This is a genomic window from Flavobacterium sp., from assembly GCF_965657075.1.
Lineage (GTDB): Bacteria > Bacteroidota > Bacteroidia > Flavobacteriales > Flavobacteriaceae > Flavobacterium.
In genome coordinates this window covers 23,667-44,627 of the sequence record NZ_CBFHMV010000018.1, presented here as the reverse complement: position 1 = coordinate 44,627, position 20,961 = coordinate 23,667, and the positions used below count along the sequence as shown (strand labels likewise).

At 29.8% G+C, this 20,961-nt stretch carries 22 protein-coding genes; all 22 read right to left on the bottom strand.

Annotated elements, in window-relative coordinates:
* Positions 1-14 precede the first annotated feature (14 nt).
* Positions 15-641 carry an MBL fold metallo-hydrolase gene (locus tag ACTF56_RS10230; RefSeq protein WP_438966809.1) on the bottom strand — a complete coding sequence of 209 codons (627 nt, stop codon included), beginning with the start codon at positions 639-641 and terminating at the stop codon, positions 15-17.
* A complete protein-coding gene (locus ACTF56_RS10225) occupies positions 625-2,028 on the bottom strand; it encodes an AMP-binding protein (RefSeq protein ID WP_438966808.1) in 1,404 nt (467 codons plus the stop codon). Before ACTF56_RS10225 ends, ACTF56_RS10230 begins: the two co-directional genes overlap by 17 nt.
* A 94-nt stretch (positions 2,029-2,122) precedes the next feature.
* On the bottom strand, positions 2,123-2,875 hold the full coding sequence (locus ACTF56_RS10220; protein WP_438966807.1) for an SDR family NAD(P)-dependent oxidoreductase: 753 nt from the start codon (positions 2,873-2,875) through the stop codon (positions 2,123-2,125).
* A 4-nt stretch (positions 2,876-2,879) separates the two neighbouring features.
* Positions 2,880-3,125 (bottom strand): hypothetical protein, encoded by a 246-nt coding sequence (locus tag ACTF56_RS10215; protein WP_438966806.1) that lies wholly within the window; start codon positions 3,123-3,125, stop codon positions 2,880-2,882.
* Positions 3,126-3,198: 73 nt separating this feature from the next.
* Positions 3,199-4,272, bottom strand: coding sequence for a ketoacyl-ACP synthase III (locus ACTF56_RS10210; protein ID WP_438966805.1), 1,074 nt, complete (start codon positions 4,270-4,272; stop codon positions 3,199-3,201).
* 17 nt (positions 4,273-4,289) lie between these two features.
* On the bottom strand, positions 4,290-5,276 hold the full coding sequence (locus ACTF56_RS10205; RefSeq protein WP_438966804.1) for a hypothetical protein: 987 nt from the start codon (positions 5,274-5,276) through the stop codon (positions 4,290-4,292).
* Between the two features lie 11 nt (positions 5,277-5,287).
* Positions 5,288-5,920 (bottom strand): NeuD/PglB/VioB family sugar acetyltransferase, encoded by a 633-nt coding sequence (locus tag ACTF56_RS10200; RefSeq protein WP_438966803.1) that lies wholly within the window; start codon positions 5,918-5,920, stop codon positions 5,288-5,290.
* 1 nt (position 5,921) lies between these two features.
* Complete coding sequence (locus tag ACTF56_RS10195) at positions 5,922-6,665, bottom strand: SDR family NAD(P)-dependent oxidoreductase (RefSeq protein WP_438966802.1); 744 nt, start codon at positions 6,663-6,665, stop codon at positions 5,922-5,924.
* Positions 6,666-6,679: 14 nt separating this feature from the next.
* On the bottom strand, positions 6,680-6,916 hold the full coding sequence (locus tag ACTF56_RS10190) for an acyl carrier protein (protein WP_438966801.1): 237 nt from the start codon (positions 6,914-6,916) through the stop codon (positions 6,680-6,682).
* 89 nt (positions 6,917-7,005) lie between these two features.
* Complete coding sequence (locus tag ACTF56_RS10185) at positions 7,006-8,157, bottom strand: glycosyltransferase family 4 protein (RefSeq protein WP_438966800.1); 1,152 nt, start codon at positions 8,155-8,157, stop codon at positions 7,006-7,008.
* A 174-nt stretch (positions 8,158-8,331) separates the two neighbouring features.
* Positions 8,332-8,751, bottom strand: coding sequence for an adenylyltransferase/cytidyltransferase family protein (locus ACTF56_RS10180; RefSeq protein ID WP_438966799.1), 420 nt, complete (start codon positions 8,749-8,751; stop codon positions 8,332-8,334).
* Positions 8,752-9,027: 276 nt separating this feature from the next.
* Complete coding sequence (locus ACTF56_RS10175) at positions 9,028-9,966, bottom strand: glycosyltransferase family A protein (protein ID WP_438966798.1); 939 nt, start codon at positions 9,964-9,966, stop codon at positions 9,028-9,030.
* Positions 9,963-11,036 carry a glycosyltransferase gene (locus ACTF56_RS10170; protein ID WP_438966797.1) on the bottom strand — a complete coding sequence of 358 codons (1,074 nt, stop codon included), beginning with the start codon at positions 11,034-11,036 and terminating at the stop codon, positions 9,963-9,965. Before ACTF56_RS10170 ends, ACTF56_RS10175 begins: the two co-directional genes overlap by 4 nt.
* Positions 11,037-11,107: 71 nt before the next feature.
* Positions 11,108-11,749, bottom strand: coding sequence for an acyltransferase (locus tag ACTF56_RS10165; RefSeq protein WP_438966796.1), 642 nt, complete (start codon positions 11,747-11,749; stop codon positions 11,108-11,110).
* The gene (locus tag ACTF56_RS10160) at positions 11,742-12,857 is read right to left on the bottom strand and encodes a hypothetical protein (protein WP_438966795.1); all 1,116 of its coding nucleotides are present in this window, start codon (positions 12,855-12,857) and stop codon (positions 11,742-11,744) included. The genes ACTF56_RS10165 and ACTF56_RS10160 overlap by 8 nt, the downstream gene beginning before the upstream one ends.
* Positions 12,858-12,861: 4 nt before the next feature.
* Positions 12,862-13,965: a hypothetical protein gene (locus ACTF56_RS10155; protein ID WP_438966794.1), complete on the bottom strand. Its 1,104-nt coding sequence runs from the start codon at positions 13,963-13,965 to the stop codon at positions 12,862-12,864.
* 123 nt (positions 13,966-14,088) lie between these two features.
* Positions 14,089-15,255 carry a glycosyltransferase gene (locus ACTF56_RS10150; protein WP_438966793.1) on the bottom strand — a complete coding sequence of 389 codons (1,167 nt, stop codon included), beginning with the start codon at positions 15,253-15,255 and terminating at the stop codon, positions 14,089-14,091.
* A 19-nt stretch (positions 15,256-15,274) separates the two neighbouring features.
* The gene (locus tag ACTF56_RS10145) at positions 15,275-16,588 is read right to left on the bottom strand and encodes a hypothetical protein (protein ID WP_438966792.1); all 1,314 of its coding nucleotides are present in this window, start codon (positions 16,586-16,588) and stop codon (positions 15,275-15,277) included.
* Between the two features lie 22 nt (positions 16,589-16,610).
* Complete coding sequence (locus ACTF56_RS10140) at positions 16,611-17,486, bottom strand: glycosyltransferase (RefSeq protein ID WP_438966791.1); 876 nt, start codon at positions 17,484-17,486, stop codon at positions 16,611-16,613.
* Positions 17,487-17,500: 14 nt separating this feature from the next.
* Positions 17,501-18,304 (bottom strand): hypothetical protein, encoded by an 804-nt coding sequence (locus ACTF56_RS10135; protein ID WP_438966790.1) that lies wholly within the window; start codon positions 18,302-18,304, stop codon positions 17,501-17,503.
* Between the two features lie 212 nt (positions 18,305-18,516).
* A complete protein-coding gene (locus ACTF56_RS10130; RefSeq protein WP_438966789.1) occupies positions 18,517-20,313 on the bottom strand; it encodes an ABC transporter ATP-binding protein in 1,797 nt (598 codons plus the stop codon).
* Positions 20,314-20,411: 98 nt separating this feature from the next.
* Positions 20,412-20,930, bottom strand: a complete 519-nt coding sequence (locus tag ACTF56_RS10125; protein WP_438966788.1) for a KdsC family phosphatase — start codon at positions 20,928-20,930, stop codon at positions 20,412-20,414.
* Positions 20,931-20,961 lie beyond the last annotated feature (31 nt).

The window sequence follows — 20,961 nt, the reverse complement described above, 5'->3', positions numbered from 1 at the left end:
TTATTTGGAGGAATTTATAGGGCGTATTTTTTTAATTCGTTGGATTCACCTTTAAACTTTTCACCATGTCCAGGTAAAATGGTTAGGTTGTTTATCCGATGGATTAACTTGTTTATAGAATTATGGTACTCTAATTTGTTACTGTGTGGAAAACCTAAGTACGATTTTTTGTTTTCCAAAATTGTATCACCTGTAAACACAAATTCATTAATAAAGATGCAAATGCTACCTGAACTGTGACCCGGTGATGTCACTATTTCAAATGCAACATCGCTGAACTTTAAGAGGTCTCCATCTTGTACAATTTTCTTTTTCAAAACAACTTTAAAAGGTTCTATACCAGGAATATAAAAAGAAAGATTCTGCTTTTCATTTTCAATATTTATTGCACATGGTTGAGAACAATACAAATCAAAATCATGATACTTTGCAAGTTCATTGATACCCGAACAATGATCAGAATGTTCATGTGTTAGAAAAACTGCTGCTAGTTGCTTATTGTTTTTTATAAAATAGTCATTAAGCAATTCTATTGGATAATTTCCTAAATCAATGATTACAATTTTATCATCACCAATAGGTACTAAGTAAGTATTAGATTCTTTGTAAGGATTTATGAATCTATCAATCTTCAATGGCATTCATTAATATTTTTCCTGCTTCATTTCTAGGAAACACAGCAATATATTTGACTATAATACATTTATGATACAAGCCTGTTTTTTGAATAATAAATTCTTTCACATCTGACAAAAGATTTTCAGACGATATATAAACCGTCATGAAAGTATCATTTCCTTTACATACACATTCTAAATGAAATTGATCTTTAATTAATGATTCTAACTCATCTAATGAAACGCGCAATCCAAATAGTTTTAAAAATCTGCTTTTACGACCTATAATAAAATAAAATCCTTCATCATCTCTTCTAACTATATCACCAGTTTCTAAATATCCTTTTCGTTCATCTCCTTTATTTAAATCTAAAATATGTTCTGCATAACCAAGTGTTACATTTGGTCCATGAAAAACCATTTCACCTGTAGCCTCGCCTTCTGTTGAAATTATTCCTTGATCACTAATAACTGCTAATTTTCCGTTGGGAATTGCTTTTCCAATACTTCCTTTCTTTCTTTCAACTTCATCACTTTCAAGGAAAGCCATTCGAGCTGTTCCTTCTGTTTGACCATAAGTTGGAATAAACTTTAAATTGTTATCTTTTGCATATTGAATACAGTCTTGCAATAAATCTTCGGCCATTTTTCCGCCACCTTGTGAGATTAATTTTAATGAGGGAAACTGCATTTTAAAAAACCGCAATTTTTTAAGAATCTCAAAAGTATAGGGAACACCTGTTATACTTGTTGGCGCTTCGTTTTTAAGCCTGTTCCAAAATGACTTATCGGTCATTGAAGAATTAAAAAGTAATAATGTTGCTCCTACCTCTAAATGACTGTTTATTACCGACAAGCCCATGGTGTAATACATTGGTAATACAACTAATGGACGGTCATTTTTATTCAATTCAAAAAAAGAAGCAACATTAGAAGCGCTTGTAAAAATGTTTTGATAGCTGTGACGCACCATTTTAGGACTTCCTGTAGAACCAGACGTTGGAAGTAACAAAGCTAGATCTTCAAACAGCATTATTTTAGTTTGAGAATACTCTATAACTCTATAATTATTATACTCATGAACCACAGTGGTAGTAAACCAACTCCACATTTTTTCGGGAATTATTAAATAGTGTGGTTGGTAATTATTTAACAGCTTATCTATTAATTCTCTATTTGTTTGAGGATTCAATAAAACTGGAACTACACGATTAGATAAACAGGCTAAATAAAGGGCTACTGAAGGCGTTGAATTCTCAGAAAAATGAAAAACCAGTGATCTGTTAGGAATTAGATCCTTAAATGAGTTAACAAAATTGGATAATTCACCATAGGTTAGTGCACAATTTTGCTCATCTAATAAGGCTATTTGTTCTTGATTGTGTTGATGTAAATTATAAAAACATTTCATCTGTTATTTTTTTTTTAGGGTAACGTGTGGTATCGCATTTTTTAATTATTGGTGTTTTTTCAACCAACAAATTATTAATTACGATTTTATTAGCTTAAATCACTATACTGCCGTCAATCCCTATTACTTGACCAGTTATGTAGGCCGATGCATTAGAAGCTAAAAAAACACAAAGTTCAGCTACTTCCTCTGGTTCAGCTAATCTGCCCATACCAATAGCCTCTGTTTTATTTTTAAATTTTGATTCCATTTCATTTAAAAAACGATCTGTTGCTACCATTCCAGGTGCTATAGCATTAACTCTAATTCCTTGAGGTGCTAGTTCTTTTGCTGCTGATTTTGTTAAAGCAATGACTGCCCCTTTAGTTGCTGCATAAGCGGTTTGACCAGAAGCTCCTTTTTCACCCACCAAGCTTGAAATATTTATAATTGAACCTTTTTTCTGTCGCGACATTATTCGTGATACTAACTGTGTTAAAAATAGTACAGCTGTAACATTTACTTCCCACATCTTATTAAATTGATTCATATCAATCATTGGAATCATTTCATAGGTAACCATTCCAGCATTGTTAACCAATACATCAATTTGACCTTCTTTTGATTTTATTTCGAGAATTTGTTTCTTTACTGTATCATAATCCGTTACATCTAAACCTAAAGGAACTACTCTTGTGTGATAAGTATTTGAAACCTCTAAAGCCCAATCTTTTATAGCATCTATGTCTCTTCCTGTAGCATATACAACTGCGCCATTCTTAGCTAAGAGAGTTGCAACGGCCTTTCCAATACCTTTGGAAGCTCCGGTAACGATACAAATTTTGTTTGCCAACAATCTATGCTCCATTTTATTATTGTTCTAAAATTATATTGTATTTTTTTAGAATTATTTTTCCGTTTTCAAAAGATTTAAAGTCCAAAATATCTTCTGTATCAATCATCACATCGAAGGCATCTTCAATAGATGTTACCAAATGTAATTGTGTAATTGAGTCCCAATTATCAATATTATCTGATGAAAATGAATCATTAAGTACATCATCTTGAACTTCAAATACATCCTTAAAAACAGTTATGTATTTCTCTAAATTTTCCATATTTATTTATTTTTGAAAGTAATTGACCTAAGGTCATTTTTTGTTTAATTAATAATTGAGCTCTTAATAGCTTTTAGTTGAACCTTAAATCATATTCATCGGTAAAGAGAACAGGTAAAATTGCATTTGTATTAATTTCTACATCTGCACAAGCCCATGACAAACCAGCACCAAATCCACTAAAAAACAAATTCATAGTAAGATCTTCTGTATCAGAAAAATGATCTGCTAAAACAAGTGGGATAGAGTTACTGCTGTTATTTCCGTATCTATCTAAAGAGATTGGAATTTTAGACATCGGGATTTTATTTTTTCTAGATAGTTGCTTTAAAATATAAAGATTTGCTTGGTGCAAAATAAAATGATCATAATTTTCTGGTGTCTTATTTCTTTCTTGTAAAAAATCAGCGATTAGGTTGGGAACATCAGAAATCGAAAATCCGAATACTTCCATTCCTTTCATGTGGGTATTATAGTCTGATCTTATGATACCATCACTCCAACTTACAGAATCAACTGGAGCATTAAGATTTCTGTAAGCACCTGCTGGTGTAATAATACTCTTGAATCGGCTTCCATCTGAACGAACAGCAAAACTTGTTTGTATGTTTTCGTCCGTTTTTTCTAACAATAAGGTAGAACCACTATCACCAAAGAGCATTATCATAGTTCGATCGTGTTCGGAAATTGTTTTAACAGAAGTATCAGCGGTGATTAATAATGCTTTTTTTGCATTGGATGAATTTAAAAGACTCATAGCCGTTTGTAATCCAAAAAGAAATCCTGAGCAGGCTAAATTAATATCCAAACACATACAGTTTTCACTTAAACCCAATCTTTCGTGAATTATATAAGAAGACGCTGGTGTTCGATAATCGGGCTTTTGGCTTACAAAAATTAATAAACCTATCTCAGATACGTCTATAGTTCTTTCATTTATAAGTTGTTTTGCAGATAAATAACCTAAATCTGAAGCTGTTTGCTCAGGAACAGAACGGCAAACGCTCTTAACACCTGTCATTTCAATAAATTTATCAACATTATCTTTACCAAACTGATTATAAAAGGATTGGCTTTCTATTTGCGTAGTTGGTAGTGCAACAGAAACTCCAGAAATTTTAATATTATTTATTTTACTTAAAATCATATTGTTTATTTTGGTTTTTACATTTCATGCGACACAAAGCCATTATCAAAAAAACTATTTGTTTTGATTGTTTTTAAAATAGCTGATTGTTGGATTTTGAACTCTGATGTAACCATTGATAATCCTTCACCAAAACTTATGGTCATGATATCAATAATTTCTTGAGTTTCATTTTCGAAAATTTTCTCAATCAATAAAGGGATAGAGGCTGAAAAAGCATAAGGATTAGTTTCTGTAAAATGACACGTTAAATTGTTTAGAGTACACATTTCTTGTATAGCCATTGCTGAATTTTTACTCCATGAATTAACTAAAATAACAGGTTTAAAAGAATTTTGCTTTAGCTTGTCAGAGATTATATTGGTTATTTTTACTTCAAATGCATTGTCAATCTGTGAAAAATCTATGTGAAGATTTTCTTTAGATTGATCTTCTCTTTTGTTGACTAAATGATTGAATAAATTATTTGTCCTAAATCCACCTGAAGGTATTACATAATTTTGCCAGTGATTGCTTAATGATAAATTCTCAATCGTTAACAAATCATCAGAATATGATTTTTCCAAAAGTACTGCAGATGCAGCATCAACAATTTCACTTTTTAAATAATCACCATCCGAAAGTTGCTTTGAAGTAGTATCTCCAAAAATACATAAGGCATACTTTGTATTATTAGTTTTTAATAAAGAAGAACCAACATTTAAAGCCGTTTCAAAACCACAAGCTCCAACAGGTGCATCAAAAGCTAAACAATCTATTGGTAATTGTAGTCGGTTATGCAAAACTAATGCTGTAGCTGGTCCACGATAGTCAGCTGTTTTAGAAATAAAAAGCAATATGCCAATGGTATTTAAATCAATCTGATATTTATTTATTATTTGTAATGCAGCTTCAAATCCTAAATCAGAACTGGTTTGCTCATCTACAGAATGTTGAGATTCTGTAAATGGTAAAGCACTAGCAAGAGCTTTTATTTTGATTGATTGATGTTCAAATTTTACCATTTAAAAACTATTTAAAAATTGATTTTTTTGGCAGGATTTCCAAAAACTGTCGTTCCCATTTTTACTTTAGAAATTACAACACTACCTATTCCAACTATAGCATGTTCTTCAACAACAACATTTTGGAGTAATTTTGCACCAGCATTAATAGTACCTGTATTACTAACTCTAACATATCCTGCTAGAAAAGCAAATGAATTTATTTGACAAAATTTTCCGATTTTAACATCATGGCCCATGATCACAGAGCTTTGTAAAAATGAAAAACTATCAATTTCTACATCACTAGAAATGACGCAATGACTTTTAATTGCTATTCCTATTCCCAATTTTACACTAGGTGAAAGTATAGCTGTTGGATGAATTAAGTTTATAAATTCGCCACCTTTATCAATTATATGTTCTACAACACGTTTCCTTATTTTTACATCGCCAATAGCACAAAAAAAGCAATCGTCATTTTGAACAACATAATCTTCTGGATTGGAAATAATTTTAGGATATCCCATGGATTCAATTCCGGTATCATCCTTACTTATAAACCCTTTTATCTTAAAAAGAGTTTCATTTTGTGAACATATTAAGGCTAAATCGTATACTTCTCTAGCCAGTCCACCTGCCCCAATAATTATTAAATTTTTCATATTATTTTAGTGAAAAGCCTCCGTCAATTGTTAATAAACTACCTGTCATCCATTTAGATTCATTTGCCATTAAGTAGATGGATAGAAAGGCAATGTCTTCTGGTGTTCCAAATCTACCAATTGGATAATTATTTTTATGTATTTCTAATTGATCTGCACTAATACCATTTTCGTCCAAAATATTAGTTTCTACAAAACCGGGCAGGATCGCATTCACCCTAATTTGTTTTGGTGCTAGTTCAAGTGCTAGAGCCTTTGCAAAAGAATTTACAGCTCCTTTAGTTGCTATATACATGGCATTTCCGACGGTAGCTTTTTGAGTTGCAACGGATGAAACAAAACAAACAGAACCTCCAGAATTGATTTTTTTATGTTTTAATAGTTTTTGAATCAATAAGATGGAGCTTTGAATATTTACATTAAAAATGTAATCTAAAGTGTTTTTTTTTATAAACTTAACAGGCATTGTTTTAACAATTCCAGCATTTAAAATAACTCCATCTAGCAAAGGAAGTTGTTGAACCAATTCGTCTAAACTAGCCTCATCACTTAAGTCTGCATTTATAAATAAATGTTCACCCTCATATAGCATTTCTTTAGTTTCTAATAATTTTTGCTCGCTCCTTGCTGTGCCGATTATATTAGCACCTTGTTTTGAATTTTCAATCGCAATTGCCCTTCCAATTCCTGAAGATGCACCAGTTACTAGAATATTTTTGTTAGAAAGACTAAAAATTGTTTTCATAAACTACTAAGTTCTTATAAAGATGATTTATTCTTTGATTTAATAGTTTCAATAAGATCTGTAATTGTTGTTAGGTTTTTAAAATCACTATGTTGAATATGAACACCAAACTCATCATCTATCATTGCTATAAGAGATAGATTGGTTAAAGAGTCCCAATTATCAAAATCTCTAAATTTGTCAGTTAAAATTATATCTTGGTCTTCAGCCTCCAAAACTTCTTTAAATAATTCAATAAATTTTTGTTCCATGATTGTTTTGTTTTTGTTTATAATTAAAATATTATTAATAAATGTAAGAGCACTAGTTAAAATTCAATACCTATTTAAATATGAGAAACTTACTCTGTTTTTGTATAAAGTTTGTTGATACCATTCCAAATGATACTTCTCTCAAAGTTTTTTGCCCATTCTAAGCCGTTTCTACCATATTGAAGCGTTGTTTCGCTGTTAGATAATAGATTTTTCATAGCAGATTCAAGTTCTGCTTCTACTTTTGGAGTTACTAAAACACCATTAAAATTATTAGAAACTGCATCAATTGTACCTGTTCCTGTAGTACTAATTACAGGGACTCCCATAGCTGCTGCTTGAACTAGGACGTTACCAAAACCTTCCCACCATGCAGGTAAAACAAAGACATTTAAAGCAAGGATATAAGGTGGAACTTCATCTTGTAAAACGCGACCTACATTTACAATACCAGGATGCCTGTTTATTTTTTCTAACAAGTTTTTGTTAGAAATTTGATCTGTTTCAAAAGGACCTACTAAAAGCAATCTAGTATTTTGATTTTCTTTATATATTTTACAGAAAACATTATAAAGTTCATTAATTCCTTTTCTATCCACTATTCTACCTAAAAAGCCATAAATAAATTTATCTTTTAAATCATATTTATTAATAATGTCTTGTTTTTTATCAATGTACGACTGATTTAAAGGATTAAATAAATCTAAATTTACACCGTTGCTACTGCCTTTGTTGATAATATTAGCTTTTTTGATTGGAAAAATATTCGATTCAATTCCTAATTTTTGAACTGAGTCACTTATACAAATAACTTGATGAGCGCACAAAGAAGTGATTTTTTCCATCGCTATTAGCAATCTTCTCTTCATTCCTTTTTCGTGTTCAAATCTAAATCCACGACAAGTATAAATACGTTTTGGTACACCCAGAACATATGCAGCCAACATTCCTAAAAGCGAAACTTTAGGAGTACCTAAGTTTACAATATCAGGTTTGATTTTTCTAAATATTTTTAATATGGCCCATAATGTTTTTAGATCTTTTAATGGAGAAATCTCTCTTTCAATATTAATAATTAAATGCTCGCACCCTTCATTTTTACAAAATGCAGCCGATCTTTCGCTGTAAGGTGCCAATAAATAAGTTTTATAGCCTTGAGATTTATAAAAAGTAAGTTGACCTAAAAGCAAGTTTACAGAACCTTCAGCAGTAATTCCTATGATGAGTTTTTTATGCTTCATCGATTCCCTAATTATGTTTAAAATTATTCATAAGGTGATTTTTTTCTAATGTAATTGATATCTTTTTTAAATATTTTGAAGGAAAACCTCCAAATATTGTATAATCATTAAATGAATTAATTTTTATTCTAACTGCATGAAATACAGACAAAATATAATGTTATCAACTTGATATTATTTTTTCAAAAGCCAAGAAGATGATTGAATTTTATCACCCAATCCATCTAACAATTGAATATTAAGTTGCTTACATACAACAGCTTCTGGAATAGAGTTATTGTTTTGATCTCCTCCATTAGCAAAAACCAATAAATAGCTTGAACCAAAATGTTCGTTAATATATTTTATCGTTTCAATAACGGTTCTATCTGTGTCTATGGATAAAAATACTTTATCTACATTTTTGATATTGGATACTATAAATAATCTCTCGTCTTGAAGTTGGAATTCTTTTGAACCTTTTAATGCTCTTTGATGATCATTATTAATAATTACAAATAATTCATCACCAAATGATTTGGCACAATTAAAATATTCAATATGTCCTTTATGTATAGGATTAAAATACCCACTAACAATTATAGCTTTTTTCATTTTTTACTTATAAATTAAAATCTTATACATTTTTAATAATCAGCAGCAATTCTAATATTAACAACTTAGTCAACTTTGAATAAGGTTTCAACTTCATTTACCGTAACAATAGTTTCGACAAAATTAATTTATCTATTCAGTTCAAAATTAATGATATTGATAGCAAATACTTTATTGAAATTTAACAACAATTCGTTTTGCTTTTTAATGAAACTTGCACCAAAAACGAAGTATTTACTCCACGGTTTTTATTGCTTTTAATTTTTTTATTAGGATTTATTCTTTTTTAAAATTTTCTAAATTCCCCATATTGAAATGATCTAGAACAGCTCTAAGCTGCACATCATTGCCGCTACCTCTTGAATTGTAATTTAGTAGTCGAACAGCACCACTTTTAGAAATCGCTATCATATCTTTATTAAAAGTACTGTTGGAAGCAATAGGAATATTCATACGAAAGGCATTAATAGTTAACCACATATCATCTGCAAACATACATTTCTCCATAAAAACGGAAGTATCAAAAAAGTAGGCATCAAAAATACTTGGTGCGTATAAAACGCCACTAACCCCTGTTAACAAGTAGTCCCCATTTACAGTGTTTTTTGGACTATAATTATGAGACCATTTTTGGTAAGGTACTATTAAATTATCCTTAAATACCAATTTATGAATTCTATTAGATGCGATGGAATTAGGATATGCTTTATTAATTTCCATCAAGTTTTCTATTAAAGTTTCCGGGTAATAGCAATCATCATCAACTGTAATTACATAAGAATTTGTAAACTCTTTTAAAGCATAATAATATTTAGTATGGGAACGTAAATCTTCCACCAACCTAATTTCTAAACCTCTTTTCGTTTGAGCTTTTAAGAGTGGAGGAAGTGTATCAATATCAAATTTTTCCTGATCAAGCCATAAAATAATTTTATCCGCTTTATAGGTTTGTCTAAACAAACACTCTACTACAATCCAAACATCGGCTATACGACCTGGAAACGATGTAAAAGAAACAATAAGCTTGTTTTCACGTGGTAATTGATTAACTCCTGAAGGGAACTTATCCAGCGTTCTTAAAAAATAGTTAGGAACCTTTCTGTCTAATATACGTTTTAGTATTCTAGCGGCCAGTCGGTTTGTTATTTTAGAAATGATACCAAAACTTCGATCGTGTGGTAATTTGAAATATAAGTATAATAAGGTATTCATCATGACTTCATAAATTCTAAAATTTCTTGAGTAATTTTTTCCTTGGCAAAACGATGTACAGAGGTTTTGGCATTACTACCTATTCTTTCTCTTAATGCTTTATCTTCAATTAATTTTTCTATAGCTTTTGCCAAATGTTCGGGAGAACGTTGCGAAACTACTAAACCATCTACACCATCAGTAATAATAGCTTCGTAAGGTATATCGTTAAAACAAACACAAGGTAAACCAAACGACATAGCTTCTATAAGTGTATTAGGAAAACCTTCGATGACCGATGGCAGCACCAATATTTGAGTAGAACTGTAAAGGGCAGCAACCTCCTGCACATTACCAAGAAAAAAAACATTAGACTCTAAATTTAATTCTTTTACAAGAGACTTCATAGACAACAACAACGGACCTGTACCTGCCATTTCTAATTTCCATAGCGGATAGCGAGCCACCAAAGAAACCATAGAACGAATCAAGAGTTCAGGGTCTTTCTCCCAAGCAAAACGACCCACGTAAATAATTTTACATTCATGCTTCACTGTAGACGTAGTTATTACTGATAATTCAGGTAAAGCATTAGGGATAACTTGAATACGTAATTGTGAACCAAAAATTTGTTCTTTATAGACCTTAGCACGAGCTGTTTGTGCAATAAAACCAGCAGAGGAAGGATACAACCATTTTTTTAATTGAGGAATTGGAAATGAAAAAGGGTAATTGGGTATCGTACGATCAGATATATACACTGGAAAGCCAGACTTCCATAAAGCTAGTAAAGTAATAGGACTAAACCAATCACCAAATACCAACACTTTATCGGGATAATTTTGTTGTACAGTTCTACGAATAAAAAACAACAAGCGCGGATAAAACAACAATTTGTTCAACAAACCTCCCACTCTTTTAAATTTAGGCTCCACAATTTTAATAGATTCATGCAGTTGATAAAATGGTTCGCTTTTTAAACATGTTACATAAACCACTTCAAAATCTTGATTAGCCCATTCATTGGCAAGTACTGACAAGGCCCTTTCTATACCTCCAATTTTTCTTGATGGAGCAACAATAAGTATTTTCATGTTAGATTATTACTTTAATTTTGAATCTTAAGAGGCGTATTTTATCAGTGTAGCTATTTAAATCAAAATTTCTAAACAATTTTTCTGTCCCAATTTATTTCCGATTTTAACAATCTAGCAGGTACTCCACCTAAAAGAATATTGTTTTCATAATTTTTTCCTGGAACGACACTTCTAGCTGCTACTATTGAATTATCACCAATAATAACTCCTTTGTTTAAATAACAACCATTTCCTATCCAAACATGATTGCCAATAATTACATCTTTTGCTGGGTTTATTCTGGAATTAGACTTTAAATCTATTATAGAATGAAAATCAGATGTATTAATTGTTATTTCTCGAGAAAACATGCAGTCTTCTCCAATACTAATTTTTGTGTTTTTTTCAGCTAATTGCATTTTTGCAGATCCAATAGTGGTTTTATCACTGATTTTAATTTCACAATTAGTACTTTCAATTAGTATTTTTAATCCTTCGTATGCTTTTACATTGTTACCTAACGAAATTAAATTGTTATCTCCTGAAATTTCAATTATAGTGTTTTTTAAAGTGCAATTTTCACCAATATTGATTCTATTATTTTTCCCTTTAACTTTGAATTTTGCAAATAAAATACTTTGCTTTCCTATTTTTAAAATACTTGATTTTGGTAATGTCCATTGATAATAGAAAGCCATTAACTTTGCAACTATATTTCTAGTTTTATTCATTTTCTAATAAAAGTTTAAATAGTTGCTCTGAACTTACAAAATATACATCTGGCCATTTTTGTAAAACCTTCTTAATAAGTAATTCAAAATGTTTCAAGTTGCTGTTTCTTTGTTCTACATCAAGTCGCCCCGCAAAATTAATTCTGTGCGAGCCAATTACGGCTGGTTTTCCCCATTTAAAAGCAATTTCTATACTTTCCAAACACTTATCGACCCAATTTACTTTATCATTAATACTAGGTTCAAACAACCCATTTCTAACTAAATAAGTTTGATTTAGATTGTTTTTTTGACCCGTATAGCGGTATTTTTTTTGAAAAGACTTACTGCTATTAGGAATATTTTGTAAGAAAGACCCTTGGAAGCCCTTGATGTTTTCATCATAAAAAATTTGTTCTATTTTATCATTCCAAACATAACATGGCGCTATAGTTGTTTGAGAGGCAAACCCAAAAATATATTTAAACTGTTGTAAACCCTCTACAACACTTTTTTGAATATAATTTAATTCATCGTTAGAATTATAATCATAAGCAGCCATCAAATTACTTCTTCTATTTTGTGCGGTTAGGTCATCAATAGCGTAACAATTTAGATCAAAAGCTGTTTTGTATCCTTCATTATTGTCTTTCAAAAATTGCATCCATCGAACTACGTTCAAATGTTCAGTACCATGAAATTGAGGTTTCATTAAATTTTGTGAAATACCTAATTGCAAAGTTTCCCAAGCCTTTTCATTTCCTTCATACCTGCTATATGTTTTTAAGAAAGACTCTGACTTATATTCTATAAAATCTAAAGTCTTGATAGCATTAAAGTCGGGATTATTTAAAATAAAATTTGCAGTTATTAATGGATGATTTCCTTTTTGATCTTTAAATTTAAGTAAAACATCAAATAAAGCTTGATAATCCTCTGTTGATTCTAAAGCATCGAATCTCGAAAATGGATCGGTTTTTTTTGTTAAATTATTTTCCCATAATATCTCACGTACTTCAACATTTGGAATACGAATTGCACCCCAATCGTCAGATTCAAAAACTAAAAACTTTTGTTTAAGCCTTGGACCTCGACAATTTACTAAGTGCTTTTTAAGAGTTTGTTTCAAAATTTTATTTAATGTTTGCCATTATTTCTGCAAGCTGACTACTATTCATAAATTCAACATCCGGCCATTTTTTTAAAATCATTTTTAGTAATAAATTTATATCTGACAATGTTTTATCCCTTAAAACTGGTGTAAGTCTGCTTGTGAAATTAATTCTGTGGCTGTTAATTACAGCGGGTTTTCCCCATCTAAAGGCTATTTCAATCTCTTTTAAACATTGCCCAACATGATCTTGATTATCTCCTTTATAAGTTTCAAACGTACAATTCCTTCTCCAGAACAGCAGACCGTTTAAGGTGTCACCCCAATAATGATCTACTTTTTTTAATCTTAAATTTTCTGGTCTAAATTGTTGGCCAGCTTGAATTGCAAGCACTCCGTTATTTTTTAAAGTGCCGAAAAGATGTTCCCCATAAATTGATTGCGATGGACAAAAAGATTTGGATTTAAAACCAAATAACGCTTCAAATTGATTTAAACCCTCTTCGGTTCGTTTTTCAATATTTTTTTTATCATGCTCATTTTGATATTCAAAAGACGCTAAAAAATCTTTATCCCTTGTTTTTGAAGATTTGCCAAAAATCGAGGAATTTTTAAAAGCCTCATGCTCCAAATCATTTAAATCTTTAACTCTTGAAAGATAACGTTCAGGATGAAGATGTTCTTTTCCATGAAATTGTGGAAATAATAAATTATTTTTTATCCCCGAATTTTTCCACAGATTAAATAAGTTGTTTTCTTCGTGATTTTTATAAGTTTCAATTATTGATTCTGTGTGATATTGATAATTGGAAGCAAGTATTTTTTTAAAATCAGGGTTAGATGTTAATGTTAGTGCGGTGATAACAGGATGATTGCCTTTGATATCTTTAAATTTTGAAAGGACTTCGAAGAGAAATTCTAAATCTTGTGTTCTTTCTAAACCATCATAATATTTTCTTGACGAATTAAGTGTTTCACTATCAATATTTTTAATTTTATTTAAAACATCCTCTGAGGCCAACCTTATACTGCCCCAATCATCTGATTCGATGACTACAATTTTACGGTTTGTTTTCCAACCTCGAAAGTTGATATAATTTTTAGCTAGTTTGGTTTTGAAATTCATTAAAATATATTTGTATAATTTAATTCTATCCTAAAATAGTACTTAATAAGAAGGTTAGATTATTATAAACTTTTGAGTTCATAAACTAAAAGTATTTAAATTGTTGAAGATTATCTTTATTAACTAATGCATTGACTTAAAAACTGCAACCCATTTTTCATACGTTTTTTCATAAGAAAATCTACTAACATTTTCATAGGCATTTAAAGCCATTTTATTTAATCTTTCAGAATTATTAATTAGTGCTTTCGTTTCATTTACATACCTATCAATATTAAAAGGATCGACTAGAATTCCGTTAATTTTATCAGTTACAATATCTGGAGCTGCTGAATACGAATTAAATAAAATTGGCACACAGCCATAACTTTGAGCTTCTATCAGTACATTTCCAAAACCTTCAAAAGCCGAAGTCATATGAAATATTTTTGCTTTTTTATAATAATCATTGGGATTGTCTTTACCAAAAAAAGTAACCCGATCTAGTTTATTTTGTAGACAATAATTCTCCATCATGGACTTGCTATCTCCAAAGCCTACCACCCAAAACTTCCATTCAGGAAAGGTTTCATGTAATTTTTTCCAAACTTCCATAAGTAGATCTACTCGTTTTTGCACTATATGCAACCTTCCAACAAACAAAATAATGTTTTCTTTTTCTGCTATTGTTTGTTGAATATTTATCTTCGGGCATTCAAAAGGGTTTGTTATTCCGTAAATTTTATTATGATATTTCCTTAAACCAGGGGCTAATGAATAAAGATCTTCTTTAAATCGATCTGAGAGCATTACAAATGCTTCCGTATTATTAATGATATAGTTAAATTCATTTCGTATTCTTAAAATATGGTATGCCAACCACAATTTTCGTACTATAAAGTTGTTCAAAAAACCTAAATTACGCTTACTAAAAAATAAGCCAATATAATCTTTGTGATTATCGTAGAAATTTGAAGGATTAATTCTTAATAAATTTATAATTTTAATATTATTAGCCTTATTGTTTAATAAAAATTTTGTGGACGTCATAGATTCACCAGCATTATTAAGTATAACTGAAATATTTTTTTCATCCAAAATCTGCTTAAAAAGCAACTTATCCTTTTTAGTATTGATATGATAAATAGGTATATCTAACCAACTTGTAACAACTGACGGCTTATTTGAGGAAGAGATTAGCACAACATTGTGGCCAAAGTATTTAAATATTTCTGCTAATTTGGAGGTACTTCGCTGCGCTCCTCCTGCATGAGGATCAAAAGATTGCTCTAAAAAAAGAACTATGTTCATTTGTAGTCTATTAAAATTATTAGTCAATTATAAATCCTATTGCATCACGGATGGATAAATCATTATCACCTATAACCCATGAAATCTGAGGAAATAACAATAAAAAAAAACTAAAACATGAAATAATATAGGATATCTGAAACAATACCATAGGAATTGATGATACTAAAAAAACAACGAATCCCATATCCAATTTATGTTTAGTTTTTGAACTTAAGTTATAACTTTTCAAAGTGAATTGTAACTGAATTGCTGCAGCTAATAGAAATGTAGCTGCGATCATTTTTGTTCTACCTTGTAGTGCGGGTGAAAAAGCCATAAAATTTGAAAACGCATATAAACCAGTGCCCGTAGAAATTAAAAATTCAAAATTGATGTTTGAAGTCCTTTTAAGATAAAAAAATAATAATATTATGGTTAATCCGACAATACTATAATCCAAATAAATAGATTGCCCTTTACCTGCATATAAACTTTTATTTTTAATTATTTCATTACTTATTTTTTTATTTACTTCAAAACGTTTTGCCTTATCTTCAGAATCTATGGCATACTGTTGTTGTTTTGTTTCAAATAAATCAGCTTTTGGAATATAGGATGCAATCGATGAAAAACCTATTGAAGTAAAAAAAGAAACACCATAAATAATGACTAACAGCCATTTAAAATTTCGAATGGCATAAGCCACAATAGCTGGAATTAAAATAACTGCATAAGAAAAGTGAACGAACATTGAAAATAAAATAAAGTACAAATACTTTCGCTCTTTAGTTATAGACCATCCGTAAGTTCCATAAAAAAAAACCCACATTCCAGTCCACATTCTGATGGAATTTAAGGCCGAAATACTTCTTATTAAAAGAAATAAAAAAATAAATCCAAGAATAATATAATTCTTTTTAACTCTTAAATTACTATTTAAAACTAACAAAACCGATTTAGTAAAAAAATAACCCAAGACTAAACCTGCAAAAAAATGTAATAAGACGGGCATTTGAAATATAGACCCTGAAATATAAAACAGACTATGTGAATAAATATCGGTAACTTGAGTTGAATTAAAGGTTAAAATATCATAAGAATTCTTTAAAAATTCTGTTAGGGTCATTTCCAGATAATTGTTTATTATTTGCGACCTATGAGTTTGTCCGTCATTCCCTTCAGTATAAACATAAACACTTCCTATTAAACCGAAAAAAAGCGTGCCAAAAAAGGTTATTTCCTTTTCATTTTTTAGCTTTAAAATATTAAATAATGCTAAAAAAGGAGAAACTAACAAGAGTAATATTAAATATCCTTTTTGTTCTTTATGATTCAAGTTAAAATTACTCATAGTAAGAAATTTATAATAACTATTAATAGTTTGGTAAATTCGCTAACAATTTCTCACGAATTTTAAAAAAATCAATTGCCATTTGGAAACGTTGCTCCATTATTTCTCCACCAGGAGTATCTTTTGGTTTTGTGGTCTTGGTACTTGGAACTGCAAAATATAAGTTTACATCTTGCTTAGTACCAAGACAAATCTGTTCTGTACCTTTTGCAACTGCAGCAGCCCAAAACCATATATCAGAACCCCTACCAGGAACAATTCTATGTATGGCTTCCATATCACTAATTTTCGAATCTAAAGAATTTGCAGGATACAATGTACCAGCACCTCCTAAAAAATAAACTTGCTCACTTGGTGTTTTAAAATTAGCTCCTACTTTTGTTCTGTAAAACATTTTTAATTCACCATTTATTTGTATTAGTTGTTTGCCAACGTGTCCAATTATAGCATTTGGATGTTTTCGAGAACAATTAATCAATTTTTCTATCATACATTTTCCGTAAATAAGTTCATCATCAAAAGTAATCACCCCATAATCTGGATATTTTAACAGGGTTGGAACTAATTTTTTAACTGCATACGTATTATTTTGAACCCAAATAATTTCAACTCCTCTTTTTACTAATTTTTCTAAATAAAAAGGAAGTTTCCCTTCTGGCCATTCTTCAATTGATAGAACTAAAATCCATTTTTTAGGAACAGTCGTTTGATTATTTAATGCTTCAAAAACAGCAGGCAGTAAATGACTTCGCTCCGGATAACTGGCTATTGATACTACGAAATCAGCTTCAGGATTTGTTCGTAATTTACTATCATTGATTTTAGAAAAGAAATGAAACTTCTTATAAATCAAATAATTTCTTAATATGATTATTTTTTTTATTATAATTTTTATCATTTTACTACTTTGAATTATTTAAGATTCAACTGATTGTTACCTAAAACCAACATATTATTAAATAATGCTTCCTGAGCTTCAATGTCAACTATTTGATAAAAAGATTTTTTATTCAACTCAGTAAAATCTTTCCTATACAAATTGGGTAGATAATTTGAATAATTTGTTTTGTAACCTTTTTTTTCATTGTTTGGATCAAAATAGATGACATTATTTTTGAAGAATATAGCATCTAATAATGAGGAAGAATGATCAGATATTATAAAGTCAAAATCATTATTCTTTAATAAAGGATAGAGTCGCTCTTTTATTTTTTCTATGCCTTCAATACTTGGATATTTAATACTACCATTTTTATTCTTTTCTAAACCTTGTTTGGCGTGCTCTTTCAGATAAACTTGAAAATTGAGTTCTTTTAATTTATCTAATAACAGATTAAAATGAACTAAGTTTTCCGAATCTAAGGCAGTTGGTAACAGTAAAATTTTATTAGTTTGGGTGGTTTTATAATTAAAATTATCCCGATTAAATTCATTATAAATTGGATTTCCAAAACTTACAATTTCCACTTTCTTTTGTGAATTATTTTTAATAAAATCATTTTTAAAAAAAGTTCCCCAAGTCAAAAAAATATCACATTTGGTGTATTTGTGAGGTAGGTCTGTAACTACTCCTCCAACATAAGCCCCGTGTTGTACTACCACAAAAGCACTATTTAAATGTCTAGCTGTCCAAACTTTATATAGGCTTTCTCTTATAGTAATCCAATTCATACTCAAAATATATTTGGGTTGAATAAGATTTAAAATAAGATACATAACTCTATGTTTTGATTTATTACTAGTTTTAAATGGAATATATTTCCATATTAAACCAATATCAAAAAAAAAGAATTTTTGTTTATTAAAATTATTTTTAACAATGGGCAGTGTTTGCCTATGTTTATCATATAAAATAATTTGTTTTTTTGTAATTATTTTTACTAAGGTTGATATCAAAATGATAGTTTTAAAGTCATACTAATAGTTATTTATAATTCTTGCAACTCAATCATTTTCATAAAGGAAGGAGAAGTTTTTAAAAGTTCTTGATATAAACCGATTTGTTGAATTTCCCCTTTTTTCATTACAACAATTTTATCAGCATTACGAATGGTTGATAAACGATGGGCTACCATAAAAATGGTGTATTGTCCTTTAAGTGCATCAATACTTTGTTGAATTGCTTTTTCTGTTTCACTGTCTAAAGCAGAAGTCGCTTCATCCATAATGAGAATTTCGATATTTTTATATAATTCTCTTGCAATAGAAATACGTTGTTTTTGACCACCACTTAGGTTGACACCATCATTTCCTAAAATAGTTTCGGCTCCTAGTGGCGATTGGTCTACAAAATCAACAATTGCGGCCTTTTGTAACGCTTCTCTAAAACGACTTTTGTTAGATGCAGTTGGTTCTGCCCAAAGTGTAACATTATTAAAAATAGAATCATTAAAGATAACTGGGTCTTGTGTTATGTATCCGATTTTTTTTTGATAAGACTTAACATCAATAGTTTTGCAATCAATGCCATCTATATATAAAGTTCCTCTATCGGCAGGAATAAGACCAGCTAAAATATTTACTAATGTTGTTTTACCAGAACCACTTTCACCAACAAAAGCAACCGTTTCATTTTTAAAAATTTTTAGATTAATATTTTTAAGAATGTCTACTTTATCATATGCTAAAAAAACCTCTTTCAGCTCTAGTATTTTATTTAATTGGTCTATCACATGATTGCCATTTTGTTCTTTCTGATTATTTATCTCATTTTGAAAATCAACTAAATTATCCAATGAACCCGATAATTCTAAAAAACGATTGTATGAATTTTGTAAATTCATTAAAGAAGATAAAGCTCTATAGAAAAATAATAAACTGACTAGTATTGGACCTAAGGAAGCATTTAATAAGTGCGTCTGAATTAAAATGACACTTGCAACAATAACAATTAACATAGGCTCGCGAGCCGATTCTAAAATAGCACTTAATTTACCGATTTTAAAACGACTACGTTCAATTGAATTAATACTTTTACGAAGTCGATTAGAATAAACATCAATTAGAGCAGTTGCTTTTAAATATTTATAATTACTAACATATTGAATAATTTGCCCTTGGTATGAATGAGAATCGCGAGAAAAATCTTTTGATGCTCCTTTAGTTTTTTTATAAATAGACTTATATAAAAAATTTGATAAAACACCTCCAATAGTCACAAGAAAGGCAAAGCGAATGTCTACAAAAAAGGCAAAACTAACATAAACCAACACCATTATGGCTTGTTGTAATGTATTGGCATAATTATAAAAAGCAGCTGAAGCTCTTTCAATTTCAACAGACATGGTGTTTTGAATACGTCCAACATCAGAAGTTACAAAATATTTAAATTTAATTTGATTGAAAGATGAAAGTAAATGATTTCGCAATTTATTGATGAAAAACTTGCGTAAAGTAGCATTGTATAGGCTTGAAATGAATTTAATAACACCTTTAAATACAAAGAAAAAGACCATTAAAACTAATACCGATGTTAGATTTAAAGAAAGTCCTATACGTTCCATTCCAACAATTAAAAAGCTAAGATTTCCTAGAGAAGATCCATTTGCTTGTTGGGCATCATTTACCATCTCCAGCAACGGCATAAACATCGCCAATCCAAAACCGTCTAGAACACCAACTAAAATGCCTAATATTATCATCATAAACAAACGATATCGCAGTTGTTTATAAAAATAAGCTAGGTTTTCAAAATAATTAGTGAGGAGTTGTTTTATTAAGTTCATTAATAAGTTTTTGTTTTAAGTAGTTGCATAGAATTATTCATTAGACTTTTTTTGAAATGTAGGAAGGATTTCATTTTTCTCAATCAAATATTAAAATGCTAATTAGACTTTTCCTGATTATGAATTGCTTTTTCTACGACCAAGTCCAAAATGCTATTTGTGCTTAAAATATATTCTACAAATTCTCTAAAAGCACCTTGTCCACCAGACTTAATTGTTATATAATTAACTTTTTGTTTGATATAATCGGGAGCGTTACTTGGACAAGCACTAAAGCCTACTTTTGATAATAAACCAACATCATTGATGTCATCTCCAATAAATGCACAATCCTCAAAAGAGATTCCTAAACTTTCAATTAAAGTTTCGACTATTTGTGTCTTATTTTTTACTCCCTGAAATAAATAATCAATTTTAACTTTAGCAGCACGTCGAGAAACAATTTCTGTATTTTCCCCTGTTATAATTGCAACTGGTATGTTTTGAAGGTGCGCAAAAAGAACTCCTGCACTATCATAGGTATGGAATTTTTTCCATTCATTTCCAGTCTGGTCGTAATACATACTCCCATCTGTCCAAACCCCATCAATATCAGTAATAATTAATTTTGGTAGCATATTATATTTTTCTTGGAAATTTCTATTATAA